The sequence below is a fragment of the Mesorhizobium australicum genome, assembly GCF_900177325.1.
Classification (GTDB): domain Bacteria; phylum Pseudomonadota; class Alphaproteobacteria; order Rhizobiales; family Rhizobiaceae; genus Mesorhizobium_A; species Mesorhizobium_A australicum_A.
Map to the genome: position 1 here is coordinate 3,214,267 of NZ_FXBL01000004.1, position 13,111 is coordinate 3,227,377.

11 protein-coding genes and 1 pseudogene are annotated in these 13,111 nt (G+C 66.1%); 6 read left to right on the forward strand and 6 right to left on the reverse strand.

The annotated features are described in order from the left end of the window. From moaC to lexA, 3 genes are all read left to right on the forward strand, one after another. On the forward strand, positions 1–495 hold the full coding sequence (gene moaC, locus B9Z03_RS18330) for a cyclic pyranopterin monophosphate synthase MoaC (protein ID WP_085465527.1): 495 nt from the start codon (positions 1–3) through the stop codon (positions 493–495). A 4-nt stretch (positions 496–499) separates the two neighbouring features. Further along, positions 500–1,702, forward strand: coding sequence for a molybdopterin molybdotransferase MoeA (locus B9Z03_RS18335; RefSeq protein WP_085465528.1), 1,203 nt, complete (start codon positions 500–502; stop codon positions 1,700–1,702). Between the two features lie 130 nt (positions 1,703–1,832). Further along, the gene (gene lexA, locus B9Z03_RS18340) at positions 1,833–2,546 is read left to right on the forward strand and encodes a transcriptional repressor LexA (RefSeq protein ID WP_085465529.1); all 714 of its coding nucleotides are present in this window, start codon (positions 1,833–1,835) and stop codon (positions 2,544–2,546) included. Positions 2,547–2,571: 25 nt separating this feature from the next. Here lexA and B9Z03_RS18345 read toward each other — a convergent pair. Continuing rightward, a pseudogene (locus tag B9Z03_RS18345) lies at positions 2,572–4,962 on the reverse strand (ComEC/Rec2 family competence protein). A 100-nt stretch (positions 4,963–5,062) separates the two neighbouring features. On the opposite strand from B9Z03_RS18345, the gene gltX reads away from it, so the two are divergent. The 3 genes from gltX (at position 5,063) to gltA (ending at position 8,627) form a co-directional block, all read left to right on the forward strand. After that, the gene (gene gltX / locus B9Z03_RS18350; RefSeq protein ID WP_085465530.1) at positions 5,063–6,484 is read left to right on the forward strand and encodes a glutamate--tRNA ligase; all 1,422 of its coding nucleotides are present in this window, start codon (positions 5,063–5,065) and stop codon (positions 6,482–6,484) included. Positions 6,485–6,508: 24 nt separating this feature from the next. Next, entirely contained in the window at positions 6,509–7,138 is a 630-nt protein-coding gene (locus B9Z03_RS18355; RefSeq protein WP_085465531.1) for a glutathione S-transferase family protein, read from the forward strand. 199 nt (positions 7,139–7,337) lie between these two features. After that, on the forward strand, positions 7,338–8,627 hold the full coding sequence (gene gltA, locus B9Z03_RS18360; RefSeq protein WP_085465532.1) for a citrate synthase: 1,290 nt from the start codon (positions 7,338–7,340) through the stop codon (positions 8,625–8,627). 31 nt (positions 8,628–8,658) lie between these two features. Here the strand turns inward: gltA and lpxB are convergent, their stop codons facing one another. The 5 genes from lpxB to lpxD are packed head-to-tail and all read right to left on the reverse strand — an operon-like array spanning position 8,659 to position 13,083. Further along, complete coding sequence (gene lpxB, locus B9Z03_RS18365; RefSeq protein ID WP_085465533.1) at positions 8,659–9,834, reverse strand: lipid-A-disaccharide synthase; 1,176 nt, start codon at positions 9,832–9,834, stop codon at positions 8,659–8,661. Continuing rightward, entirely contained in the window at positions 9,831–10,727 is an 897-nt protein-coding gene (locus B9Z03_RS18370) for an LpxI family protein (RefSeq protein ID WP_085465534.1), read from the reverse strand. Before B9Z03_RS18370 ends, lpxB begins: the two co-directional genes overlap by 4 nt. Then, the gene (gene lpxA, locus B9Z03_RS18375; RefSeq protein ID WP_085465535.1) at positions 10,714–11,547 is read right to left on the reverse strand and encodes an acyl-ACP--UDP-N-acetylglucosamine O-acyltransferase; all 834 of its coding nucleotides are present in this window, start codon (positions 11,545–11,547) and stop codon (positions 10,714–10,716) included. The genes B9Z03_RS18370 and lpxA overlap by 14 nt, the downstream gene beginning before the upstream one ends. Before the next feature lie 5 nt (positions 11,548–11,552). Further along, positions 11,553–12,029, reverse strand: a complete 477-nt coding sequence (gene fabZ, locus B9Z03_RS18380) for a 3-hydroxyacyl-ACP dehydratase FabZ (RefSeq protein ID WP_085465536.1) — start codon at positions 12,027–12,029, stop codon at positions 11,553–11,555. Then, entirely contained in the window at positions 12,022–13,083 is a 1,062-nt protein-coding gene (lpxD, locus tag B9Z03_RS18385) for a UDP-3-O-(3-hydroxymyristoyl)glucosamine N-acyltransferase (RefSeq protein ID WP_085465537.1), read from the reverse strand. The genes fabZ and lpxD overlap by 8 nt, the downstream gene beginning before the upstream one ends. Between the last annotated feature and the right edge of the window lie 28 nt (positions 13,084–13,111).

Here is a 13,111-nt window from a genome sequence, read left to right on the forward strand (position 1 = left end):
ATGGGCTCCTCCTCGCCGGGCCTCACCCATATCGCCGCCGACGGGCAGGCCGACATGGTGGATGTCGGGTCAAAGGCCGAGACGCAGCGCGTTGCGGTCGCCGAGGGCGCGGTGGTGATGAGGCGCGAAACGCTCGACATGATCGTCGCCGGCAATGCGAAGAAGGGTGACGTCATCGGCGTCGCCCGTATCGCCGGCATCATGGCCGCCAAGAAGACGCACGAACTGATCCCGCTCTGCCACCCACTGCTCCTCGACAAGGTCGGCGTGGAGATCGAGCCCGACGCAACCCTTCCGGGACTGCGCGTCACGGCGACCGCGCGCGTTACCGGAAGGACCGGCGTCGAAATGGAGGCGCTGACAGCCGCGTCCGTCGCCTGCCTCACCATCTACGACATGGCCAAGGCCGTGGACCGCGAGATGGAACTGACGGGCATTCGCCTGGTCGAGAAGACCGGCGGCAAGTCTGGCGACTACCGCCGGACGGACGGCTGATCCGATGGCCCTGATGCCGGTGAAGGACGCCCTGGCGCGCCTCCTGGACGGGGCCGTTCCGCTCGCATCCGAAACCGTTGCAATCGGTCGGGCCGCATGGCGCGTGCTCGCCACAGACATCGCGGCGCTACGCACCCAACCGCCCTTCGACGCCTCCGCGATGGACGGCTATGCGGTCCGCGCCGCGGACGTGGCAGCCACACCGGTCACGTTGCACGTGATCGGCGAGGCGCCGGCCGGCAAGGGTTTTACGAGCAAGGTCGGTCCCGGCGAGGCGGTCCGCATCTTCACCGGCGCGCCAGTTCCCGCCGGTGCCGACGCCGTGCTGATCCAGGAGAATACCCGTCTCTCCCCGGGAGGCGTCGAAGCACTGGAACCCGTTGCAGCCTTCCGCAACATCCGCAGGCAAGGTCTCGATTTCCGCGAAGGCGAGTCTCTGCTCGGAGCGGGCCGTGTGCTCGATCCCGCCGCCGTCTCGCTGGCCGCCGCCGCCAACCACGCGACGCTGCCGGTTATCCGCAAGCCGCTGGTCGCCATTCTCGCCACGGGCGACGAACTGCTGCCGCCGGGCAGCGAGACCGGGCCGGACCAGATCATCTCCTCGAATGCCTATGGCGTGGCCGCCGTGATCGAAAAGATGGGCGGTGTGCCGCTCGATCTCGGCATCGTGCCCGACGACCGCCCTGCGATTGCCGCGGCGATCGATAGCGCACGCGAGGCCGGCGCAGACGTCATCGTCACGCTCGGCGGCGCCTCGGTCGGCGACCACGATCTCGTGCGCGAGGTGCTGACCTCGTCCGGCATGACGCTCGACTTCTGGAAGATCGCGATGCGGCCCGGCAAGCCGTTGATGTTCGGACGGCTGGGCGACGTGCGCGTGCTCGGCCTTCCCGGCAATCCGGTGGCTTCCCTGGTCTGCTCGCACCTCTTCGTCGCGCCGCTCGTCGCGCGACTGGGTGGACGACCCTATGCGCTGGACATCCGGGACGCGGTTCTGGGTGTCGACATGGCCGAGAACGACCAGCGGGAAGACTATGTCCGCGCGCGCGTCGAGACTCGCGACGGAGTACTGGTCGCCGCCCCCTTCCCCGTGCAGGATTCTTCCATGCTGCGGATTCTAGCCGACGCCAACGCGCTGATCGTCCGTCCGCCCTTCGCTCCCGCAGCACCTGCGGGCTCTCCCTGCCGCGTGGTTCTGCTGCGCTGAGCGGCCGGCTCGGCAAATAGCCTGAACGAACGGTAAACAAATTCACTAAAATTTAAGCGGTTGCAGAACACATATCGAACAGATAGTGTTTGTTCTGGTTTTGTTTGTCTGGCGATTCTTGGAGGGCGAGATGCTGACGCGCAAGCAACACGAGTTGCTGATGTTCATCCACGAACGGATGAAGGAGTCCGGCATTCCCCCTTCCTTCGACGAGATGAAGGAGGCGCTGGACCTTGCCTCCAAGTCGGGCATCCACCGCCTGATCACGGCGCTGGAAGAACGCGGCTTCATCCGCCGCCTGCCCAACCGGGCGCGCGCGCTGGAGGTCGTCCGCCTGCCGGAATCGATGTCTCCCGCCCTCTCCGGCCCGCGAAAATTCTCCCCGAGCGTCATTCAGGGCAGCCTGGGCCAGAAGCCGGCCGAGCCGCCCCGCGCGCCCGTCGCCAGCAACGACGCAGGCAGTGCGATCTCGATCCCCGTCATGGGCCGCATTGCCGCGGGCGTGCCGATAGACGCGATCCAGCACCAGACCCACGCGATCATGGTGCCGCCGGAAATGCTCTCGGGCGGCGAGCACTACGCGCTTGAGGTCAAAGGCGATTCGATGATCGAGGCCGGCATCTTCGACGGCGACACGGTCATCATCCGCAACACGAACGCGGCTACGCCCGGCGACATCGTCGTGGCCCTGGTCGACGAGGAAGAGGCCACGCTCAAGCGCTTCCGCCGCAAGGGCGCCTCGATCGCCCTCGAAGCCGCCAATCCGGCCTACGAGACGCGGATCTTCGGCCCGGACCGGATCAAGGTGCAGGGCCGTCTCGTCGGCCTCATCCGCAAATACTGAGCGTCGCGAAAAGCCGACGCGTGGTTCAGGAAGCCGGCTTCGTGCCGGCTTTTTTGTTTGGAGGCTCGTAAGGAGCCATGCCTCTGGCCGCGCGTGAGAAGCGGCGGTGGTCATGCCACGGACGCGCGCCGGGCAGTGCGTGGGTGACGGAAGCGTTTCCGAAGCCGTCGAAGCGAACCTCGGCACTGCCCTCGAGCGCAAGCCGTCGCGCTGTGATGACCTGCGCCTTGCCATGTGGACAGGGATTGGCGGCGGTTGGATCGGCGATGACGATCACGCTCGCCACGTCGCAGATGCGCTCCGCGTCGGGCATTGTCGACACATGCGCAATCACCGCGCCGGACCCATGTCCGATCAGGCAGAGGCCGGCTGTGCACGTGAAGCGTGCCGGCGAAATCTCCTCGGGCCGCGGGATCTCGCTGTCCTTTGCCGGCTTCACGACAGCGCTTGCCATCGTCGCCCTCGACCAGTCTTCGACCGTAAATGCATTCGGCCGATCGCGGTTGACTGCCAGCGTCCCATCGCCGGTCCTGACACCGACAAGCCGCGCATCATCGGATACATAGGCCTGCGGCAACTCTCGGAAAGTGAGGCTCGCCAGGCCGGCGACGGCAAGCGGGACGGCAAGCAGCCTAGCGGTGGCCGTGGTGGCCAGCGTGAGGGGTACCAGCGCGAGCGCGAGCAGGATGACGGCTGCGGCGGGGATGGCACCGATCGCATCGACCGGCGTGCGCTCGGCGAGCCAGCGGGCGATGGACAGCGCCAGCGACAGCCCCTGCCCCATGATCCCGAAGGCCAGCCCGTCGAGCCCGAAGGGCATCAGCACCATTCCGGCCACCGCCGCCGGCATCACGACGACCGAAAACACTGGCATCGCCGCGAGGTTTGCGACGAGGCCGAGCGGCGAGACGCGCTGGAAATGCCAGGCGCCGAAGATGCCGGTCGCGATGCCGGCGATCAGCGATGTGGCGGCCAATCCGACGACATATAGGGTGACGGTCCGCGCCACCCGTGTGAGCGAGCCGCGCTGCGCCGGATTCGTCACCGGCCGGAGCGCCCGCCGCTCCGCCCACCAGGCTTAGGCGGAGACGAGCGCGGCGGTCGCCGCGAACGACATCTGGAAGCTCGGTCCGACGACCTCGTGCGGCGAAAGCACGACGATGATCAGCGCCGCGATCGCGAGGTTGCGCATCGTCAGCGCGGCGCGATCGAACAGGAGCGCGACCAGCATCACCGCGATCATCAGGAAGCTGCGTTCGGCGGCGACCTGCGAGCCTGAGATGAGAAGATAGGCGGCAAGCGCCACCAGCGCGCCGATGGCCGCGTATTTGCGCACCGGATGGCGCGAGGCAAAGCCGGGAAAGGCCGCGAAGCCGAGCCGCAACGAGCCGATCACCACCCCCGCGACCAGCGCCATATGCAGACCGGAGATCGAAAGCACGTGCGCCAACCCGGTGATGCGCAGCGTCTCGTTGACATCCTCCGGTATCCCGCCGCGCACGCCCGCGACGAGCGCAGCGGCGATCTCCCCTTCGGGTCCGGTGATGTGGCTGCGAATGCGCCCGGCAAGGTCTATCCGGTGCGCCTCGATCCAGGCCTGAAACCGCGCTCCGAGCGGCGCGGTGGCCGTCTCCCCAACGACCTCCGGTCCCTTGAGAAAGAAGCCGGTGGCGCCGATGCCGTCGAGATAGCTCTCGAAGGCGAAGTCGTAGGAGCCCGGTCGCAGAGGTCCAAGCGGTGCCGCGAGTCGCGCCAGTCCTGTCACCACGGCGCCGGGCTCAAGACCTTTAGGCACAGAACGCGCGGTCAGCCGCACGCGGTCTGGCTGGTAGCGGAGCTTCGGTCGCTCTGTCGCCATCACCGTCAGGGTGAGCCGCACGCGACCGTTCTCGCGGGCTTCGATCGTCTCGACCCGGCCCGTCAGCCGCGTCGTGATCTCCCCGCCGATGACCTTGGTGTCCGCCCGCCACGTCTCCACCTTGCCGAGAAGGGCACCGCCCAGCAGGAGCAGAGCCGCGAGGGCAAGATATTTCGCCGGCGCGACCTCGCGGGCCATCCAGGTGACGGCCGCGAAGAGAAAGAACAACGAGGCGAGCGGCATCCAGCCCGGCTCGACATAGAGCGCGAAATAGATGGCCGCCCCCGCGCAGAGCAGCACGGGCACCAGGAGGAAGGCCCCACCCCTGTCGACTTCGAGCTGGACGGCCGACGCAGCCTGGGCTTGAGCATGGACGAGACGGTCCCGGACACGTTTTGCCGCCGGTGCGCGACGCGAGACCATCGGCAGGCGGTCGGGAGACAGCGCGGCAGGCGGTTGCGTTGGATCCTTTATAGCGGGCGGCAGGTCCACCCGCGCGACGGCGAGCGCGAACAGGCCGCGCTCGTCCTGCCTCTGACCGCTCCCCTCGCCGTCCATGCGACAGCCACCCGACGATCTTGCGTCCCCGACACTTCATGCTACATGAACCGCACCGAAACGCCACCCGCGCGGCTCGCGCGGCCACCCGGAACACTTCATGTCCAGTCCTGTCGTCACGCGCTTTGCGCCCTCGCCCACGGGCTACCTCCACATTGGCGGCGCCCGCACCGCGCTCTTCAACTGGCTCTATGCCCAACACACCGGCGGCAGGATGCTGCTGCGCATCGAGGACACCGACCGCGAACGCTCCACCGATGCGGCGACAGCCGCGATCCTCGACGGGCTGAGTTGGCTCGGCCTCACCTGGGACGGCGAGCCGATCTCGCAGTTCGAGCGTGCCCCGCGCCATCGTGAGGTCGCGGAACAGCTCGTCGCCATGGGCAAGGCCTACTATGCCTACGAGACGCCGGCGGAGCTGGACGCGATGCGTGAGAAGGCGAAGGCCGAGGGTCGTCCGCCACGCTACGACGGCGCGTGGCGCGATCGCGATCCGTCCGACGCGCCTGCCGGCGTGAAGGGCGCGATCCGCATCAAAGCGCCGCGCGAGGGCGAGACCGTCGTGCACGACCGCGTCCAGGGCGAGGTGCGCTTCCCCAACAAGGATCTCGACGATTTCATCATCCTGCGTTCGGATGGCAATCCGACCTACATGCACGCTGTCGTCGTCGACGATCACGACATGGGCGTTACGCACATTATCCGAGGCGACGACCATCTGACCAATGCCGCCCGCCAGACCGTCATCTACCAGGCGATGGGCTGGGACGTGCCGTCGATGTCACACATCCCGCTCATCCACGGTGCCGACGGTGCAAAGCTCTCCAAGCGCCACGGCGCGCTGGGTGTCGAAGCCTACCGCGCCATGGGCTACCTGCCGAAGGCTCTCCTCAACTATCTTGCCCGCCTCGGCTGGAGCCATGGCGACGACGAGGTGATGTCGATCGAAGATATGATCTCGTGGTTCGAGATCGAGGACGTCAACAAGGGTGCTGCCCGCTTCGACTTCGCCAAGCTTGAGGCCCTCAACGGCGTCTGGATGCGCCGCACCGACGACCGCGAACTGACCGACGCGCTGGTGGCCACGCTGCCCTTCCTGCCCGGCGGCGAGGAGATGCTGGCCAAGCTGACTGATGCCAGACGCGCCCAGCTGCTGGCCGCCATGCCGGGCCTGAAGGAACGCGCGAAGACGCTCGTGGAGCTCGCCGACAGCGCCGGCTATCTGTTCGCGCAGCGACCGCTTCCGCTCGATGAGAAGGCGGCCGGCATTCTCGATGCCGACGCACGTGCGGTCCTGTCGAAGGCGGCGGATGCCCTCGCCTCGGTGCGCGACTGGACCGCGCAGGACACCGAAGCCGCAGTGCGCGATGTTGCAGAAGCCGGCGGGCTGAAGCTCGGCAAGGTCGCCCAGCCCTTGCGCGCCGCGCTTACAGGCAGGAGCACGTCGCCCGGCGTGTTCGATGTCCTCGCCGTGCTCGGCCGCGAGGAATCGCTTGCGCGCATCCGCGACCAGGCGGGATGATCCGGGAAAAGGAGCCAGAGGACGATGTTCAAGCTCTATGGCAGGCCGGGCTCAGGTTCAGGAGCAGTCGAGGCGATCCTGCGGCTCGCCGACATCGAGTGCGAGGTTGTCGACCTGCCGCGCTGGCCTGAGGGCGAACCTCCGGCGGAACTGCTCGCCATCAACCCCCTCGCCCAGGTGCCCGTTCTGATTCTGCCAGACGGAAGCGCCATGACCGAATCGGCCGCCATGTGCGTGCATCTCGCCGATTTGCACCCGTCCGCCGGCCTGTCACCGGCCATCGGCGAGCCCTCGCGCGCGGCCTTCCTGCGCTGGATGTTCTATCTCTCCTCCAACATCTACATGAGCGAGCTTCGCTACTTCTACCCGCACCGCTACACCGCCGACGCGTTCGGCGCCGACGCGGTCAAGCAGGCCTCGCTCGATCGCAAGAGCTTCGAGTGGTCTGTCTTCTCCGAGGCGCTCGGCAACAGGCCCTTCGCCTTGGGAGACAGGCTGTCGGCCGTCGACATCTACGCCGCGATGCTGATCAGCTGGATCGAGGATCTCGACGAGTTCTGCGCCCGTTTCCCTGCCTTGCGCGGCCTCTATCATCGCGTCGCGGGCGTCCCCGAGATCGCCGCGGTCTGGGCGCGCCATGGCATGCCGACATAGGTTAATGAATTCTCAGATGGTGTCCGAAAATTCACTGGACCGCCCGTGTTTTGCATTGCAGCATCAGGCGAACGGTCAACTTGGCACCATGTCGTAAATGCGATAGCACAAGCCCGGCATAAACACCGGGCGGGTTCATCTCTTCGCGCCGCACCATCCATCCTCGCGGCGCGTTTCTGGGGCATCGAAGGGAGTTGCAATGACGAATAAGACGGCGAAACTCGAATTTGGCGGCAAGTCCTTCGATATGAAAGTGCGAAGCGGCTCCGTGGGACCGGACGTGATCGACATCGCGCCGCTGTTCAAGGAAACGGGTGCCTTCACCTACGATCCTGGCTTCACCTCCACCGCCTCCTGCGAGTCGGCCATCACTTACATCGATGGCGACGAGGGGATCCTGCTGCACCGCGGCTATCCGATCGACCAGCTGGCCGAGCACGGCGATTTTCTGGAGACCTGCTACCTGCTGCTCTACGGCGAACTGCCGACCAAGGGCCAGAAGGAAGACTTCGACAACCGCGTCACGCGCCACACCATGGTGCACGAGCAGATGGTCAACTTCTTCCGCGGCTTCCGCCGCGACGCGCATCCGATGGCGGTGATGTGCGGCGTGGTCGGCGCACTCTCGGCCTTCTATCACGACTCGACCGACATCTCCGATCCGCACCAGCGCATGATCGCCTCAATCCGCCTGATCGCGAAGATGCCGACCATCGCGGCAATGGCCTACAAATATCATATCGGCCAGCCCTTCGTGTATCCGAGGAACGATCTCTCCTATGCCGCCAACTTCCTGCGCATGTGTTTTGCAGTGCCGGCCGAGGAATACGAGGTCAATCCGGTGCTGGCGCGCGCTATGGAACGCATCTTCATCCTCCATGCCGACCACGAGCAGAACGCGTCGACCTCGACCGTGCGCCTTGCCGGCTCGTCGGGCGCCAATCCCTTCGCCTGCATCGCCGCCGGCATCGCCTGCCTGTGGGGACCCGCTCATGGCGGCGCCAACGAGGCCGCGCTGAACATGCTGTCGGAGATCGGCACCGTCGATCGCATCCCGGAGTTCATCGCCCGCGCCAAGGACAAGAACGATCCGTTCCGCCTGATGGGCTTCGGCCACCGCGTCTACAAGAACTACGATCCGCGCGCCAAGATCATGCAGCGTACCACGCATGAGGTGCTCGGCGAGCTCGGCATCAAGGACGATCCGCTGCTCGACGTCGCGATGGAACTGGAGAAGATCGCGCTCACGGACGATTACTTCATCGAAAAGAAGCTCTATCCGAACATCGACTTCTATTCCGGCATCACGCTGAAGGCGCTCGGCTTCCCCACCACCATGTTCACCGTGCTGTTCGCGGTCGCCCGCACCGTCGGCTGGATTGCACAGTGGAAGGAAATGATCGAGGATCCGCTGCAGAAGATCGGCCGTCCGCGCCAGCTCTACACCGGCGCGACCGAACGCGACTACGTGCCGATCGCCAAGCGCTGATCGGAATAAAGGCAGGAATCGAAACGGGCGCTCAGGCGCCCGTTTTTCGTTTGATGTGGGACATCACCACATCCGCGGCGATCACACCAGGGGGCCGGTCGGTAGCGAGGCGTCGACGGACCTCGGCAAAGCCGTCGCGCTGCCAGGCGCGCATCTCCGTGTCGGCGAACAGGCATTCGAGCGAGCGCGCGATGTGCTCCGGCCGGACGTACTGGTTGTAATATTCGGGCGCGACCGGCCGGTCCGCGATGAGGTTCGGCAGCAGGGCGGACCATGACGTGATCAGGCCCTCGAACTGGCGAGAGAGCCAGTCGAACCTGTAGCAGGAGACGAGCGGGACACCGGCAAGCGCGAGTTCCAGCGACACAGTGCCGGACGAGATCAGCGCCGCATCCGCCTCGCCAAAGGCCCGCCACTTTTCGTCTGCCCCGAGAATGATCTCCGGCGCCTGCGCCCATCCTGCCACGCCGGCGGTGACACGGTCGCGCAGGCGCGGCAACGTCGGCAGGACGATGCGCAGCCGGTTGCCGCGCGCGCGCAGGATGTCGATCGTCTCGCCGAACGGCTTGAGAAGATGGCCAATCTCCGACCCGCGCGAGCCAGGAAGGACCACCAACGTCTTTTCGCGCCCAGGCACGAGATCGCGTGCGATGGCCTGCGCAGCCGCGGCCGACTTTACCCCGGCATCGGCCGTCAGCCGATGCCCGACGAAGGTTCCCTCCGGCCCGCCCAGCTTGTCGAGCACATCCGGCTCGAACGGCAGGACGCACAGGATGTGGTCGACATGAGGCTTCATCGCCGGCGCTCGGCCGGGCCGCCAGGCCCAGACGCTCGGGCAGACATAGTGGACGATGGGAATGGACGGGTCGGCAGCGCGCACCTTCTTGGCGACGCGCAACGAGAAATCCGGACTGTCGATGGTGACGAGGCAGTCCGGCTTCGCCGTTACGATCTCCCGCGCGGTCTGTCCGATCCGGCGGATCAGGCGCGGCAGGTCGCGCACCACGGCCGCCACGCCCATCAGGGCGATTTCGGACGAATTGAACAGCGACGAAAGGCCCTGCGCTTCGAGATGCCGCCCGCCGATCCCGGTGAGGACGATGTCGCGGCCCGATGCGGCACGCAGCGCGGCAACCAAGTCGGCGCCGAGCAGGTCGCCGGACTCCTCTCCCGCCACCACGGCGAGGCGCAATGGCCGATCGCTCATGTTGCCCAGTCCCGTTCGACGAGGCCGACGACAAACAGGCCTAACTCGTCGGCGCGCGCCGTGACCGCTCCCATATCGAGCACAATCGAACGATCGGCCTCGACACCTATACCCGCGAGTCCGGCCGCATGGGCGAGCTCGACCGTCCCAACGCCTATTGTCGGGAGATCAACACGCAGCTCCTGCGTCGGCTTGGCGCATTTTACCAAAGCACCGCCTGCGCGCCCCTCGATGCGGCCGTTCGATCGCAACTCCACGGTGCGCCGCAGCAGCCCGTCGGTTCCCTCGATCCCCTCGAGCGCCACGGCCCTCCCCCCGATCGCGATTGCAGCCTGCCCTATGTCCAACGCGCCGATCGCCCGGGCGGCGATGGCCGCCGCCTTCAGGTCGTCGCGGTCCCGCGCGCTGGGCACCCTCAGGGTCAGCACGCCGGGCGGTGCAAGCAGGTCGGGCAGGATCTGGTGTGCTCCGACGACAGTGATGCCCAACCCCTCATAATACCGGACGATCGCGCGCAGCAGATTGTCGTCCCCGCGCGCAAGCGAAGCCAGGATGCGTGGCGCCATGTGGAGAATGCCGAGGCTCGGCCTTACCGAGCGCAGGCGCGGTCGACGGCTCACGCCCCCCGCCATCACGAGATGCGTCACCCCTTCGCGCCGAAATCTCGCCGCCAGGTCACCGATCCGCTCGAGCGGCATGATCCAGTGATCCTGGTCGGTCAGCACCGGCGAAGAGGCGTCGGCTTCGCCCTCGATTAGCACGACGAAGGGGCGATGACCGGATGCGACCAGCGCACCGACGAGTTCGATTGGAAGCTTGCCGGCACCGGCCCCGACAGCGATCCGCTCGCCCGGACGAAGCTGGAACGCCGATGTCGGGTCAGACCTCGCCATCGTCGTCGGACTGATCTTCCCCGCCCCGCCACGGAGTCGCATAGGAGCGTCGGCCGGAGGAACGCATGAAGGCGAGCACGTCCAGAACAGCGGGAGAATCGGCAAAGCGCTGTTCCGCGGCTGTCATGTTCTCGTCCATGGTGCGCGAACGATCAAAGATTGCCTTGAAAGCGTTTCGCAACACGTGGATCTCGGAGCGAGGCATTCCCGACCGCTTCATGCCGATCAGGTTCAGGCCGCGTAGCGCGCCGTTCGGCCCGCGCAGCATTCCGTAAGGGATGACGTCCTCGAACACTGCCGTCATGCCGCCGATGAAGGCGTGATGACCGATGCGCGTGTTCTGGTGCGCCGCCGAAAGACCACCGAAGTTGACGAAATCACCGACGACGACATGCCCCCCGAGCGTTGCAAGGTTCGCCATGGTGACGTTGTTACCCACGGTGCAATCATGTGCAATGTGCGTGTAGGCGAGAAAATAGCCGTTATCTCCAACGACGGTCTCGGCCTTGCTCGTGTCGCTGCCAAGATGCATCGTCACGCCTTCGCGGATCAGGCAGTTGCGCCCGACGACCAGCGTGGTGCGTCCACCCTTATGCTTGTTGTTCTGGGGTGCAGCACCCAGCACTGCCTGCGGGAAAACCTTGCAGCCCTCGCCGAGGCTTGTCGCGCCGAGAATCGAGACATGGCTGACCAGTTCCACGCGATCGCCGAGGATGGCATCTGCGCTCACATGGCAGAATGGCCCGATCCGGACGCCGGCTCCGAGCTGCGCGCCCGGCTCTACGACCGCAAGCGGATGAATGATCGTTTCGCCTGCCACTCTGCTCACGCTCCGGTGCTGCCTGCCGGCGTCGTCATCGCGGATATGATCGCCTCAGCGACCTTGGCTCCGTCAACAACCGCCTCGCACTTGAACTTCCAGATGTTCGCCCGCTGCCGTTCCTTGACGACCTTGATCTCCAGCCGGTCGCCCGGCACCACCGGCTTGCGGAACTTCGCCTCGTCAATTGTCAGGAAATAGACGAAGGACGGCTTCTCCGAGCCGATCGAATGCAGGCAGATCGCACCCGCCGTCTGGGCCATCGCCTCGATGATCAGCACGCCCGGCATCACGGGTTTCTCGGGGAAATGCCCCTGGAAGTGCGGCTCGTTCATCGTGACGTTCTTGATGCCAGTCGCAGAGTTGTCGCCATCGATATCGACGATCCTGTCGACGAGGAGGAACGGATAGCGATGAGGCAGCAGCTTGAGCAGCCGATCAATATCCAGTGTTTCCAGTTGCTTCGCGCCCGATTCAGCCATTGCCGTTCTTTCTCCTGGACCTTTCCTGCGCCATGCCGCGCAGGAGCGACACCTCGCGGAGCCAGCTCTTCATTGGCTGGGCGGGCGCCCCTCCCCATCTTTCGCCTGCGGGAACGTCATGCATCAGCCCGCTGCCCGCCGCAAGTTGCGCGCCGCTGCCGACCGTCAGATGATCGCCGATGCCGACGCGGCCGCCCAGCATCACATAGTCGCCGATGACGACCGAACCGGAAATCCCGACCTGCGCGGCGATGGCGCATGAGCGCCCGATGCGTACGTTGTGGCCGATCTGGACCAGATTGTCGATCTTGGTGCCGTCACCGATGATCGTGTCGCCGAGCGCGCCCCTGTCGATAGTCGTGTTCGCGCCGATCTCGACATTGTCCTGAATGATGACGCGGCCGATCTGCGGCACCTTTTCCAGCCCGGCACGGCCGGATACGAATCCGAAGCCATCCGCGCCAATCCGCGCTCCGGCATGAATGATCACCCGATCGCCGATCAGCGCCGCCTGGATGCTGGCCCCTGGACCGACGAAGGTGTTGCGGCCGACCTGACAAGACGGACCGATGACCGCAGTGGGCGCGATCACCGCGCCGGCGCCGATCATGGCCCCCGGTCCGACGACCGCACCGGCCTCTATGGTCGCCCCAGACTCGACCTGCGCATCGCTTGCTACATGGGCTGAGGGAGATATGCCGGCGACAGCCGAAAACCACGGCCCCGGCTTCGTCGCGTCAGGGAAAAGATGGCGCGCAATCAGCGCGAAAGCCTGCTGCGGACGTGGCGTCACCAGAACCGCGATGCCTGCCGGGACGGAGGGGGCAAGGTCCGCCGTGCAGAGAACCGCGTCAGCGCGAAGCTTAGGTAGAAGCCCGGCGCCCCTGCGCCCCTCGAGGAATACGAGATCTCCAGGGCCTCCCTGATCGGCAGAGGCTATCCCGGTTATTTCCACCCCTGCGGACTCTGGATTTCCGAGAGACGCGCCGCACAGCTCTGCGACCTGCGCCGCATCGATCCGGCGGACGGGCGAGAAAAACACCGGATCGCTCATGAATGCCCCAGACTTCCGGGCCAGACGC

What these genes read in the sequence shown, in the direction of transcription:
- lexA (WP_085465529.1), top strand. Translation starts at nt 1,833, where the DNA reads ATGCTGACGCGCAAGCAACACGAGTTGCTGATGTTCATCCACGAACGG.
- gltX (WP_085465530.1), top strand. Translation starts at nt 5,063, where the DNA reads ATGTCCAGTCCTGTCGTCACGCGCTTTGCGCCCTCGCCCACGGGCTAC.
- lpxD (WP_085465537.1), bottom strand. Translation starts at nt 13,083, where the DNA reads ATGAGCGATCCGGTGTTTTTCTCGCCCGTCCGCCGGATCGATGCGGCG.
- B9Z03_RS18370 (WP_085465534.1), bottom strand. Translation starts at nt 10,727, where the DNA reads ATGGCGAGGTCTGACCCGACATCGGCGTTCCAGCTTCGTCCGGGCGAG.
- gltA (WP_085465532.1), top strand. Translation starts at nt 7,338, where the DNA reads ATGACGAATAAGACGGCGAAACTCGAATTTGGCGGCAAGTCCTTCGAT.
- B9Z03_RS18355 (WP_085465531.1), top strand. Translation starts at nt 6,509, where the DNA reads ATGTTCAAGCTCTATGGCAGGCCGGGCTCAGGTTCAGGAGCAGTCGAG.
- fabZ (WP_085465536.1), bottom strand. Translation starts at nt 12,029, where the DNA reads ATGGCTGAATCGGGCGCGAAGCAACTGGAAACACTGGATATTGATCGG.
- lpxB (WP_085465533.1), bottom strand. Translation starts at nt 9,834, where the DNA reads ATGAGCGATCGGCCATTGCGCCTCGCCGTGGTGGCGGGAGAGGAGTCC.
- B9Z03_RS18335 (WP_085465528.1), top strand. Translation starts at nt 500, where the DNA reads ATGGCCCTGATGCCGGTGAAGGACGCCCTGGCGCGCCTCCTGGACGGG.
- moaC (WP_085465527.1), top strand. Translation starts at nt 1, where the DNA reads ATGGGCTCCTCCTCGCCGGGCCTCACCCATATCGCCGCCGACGGGCAG.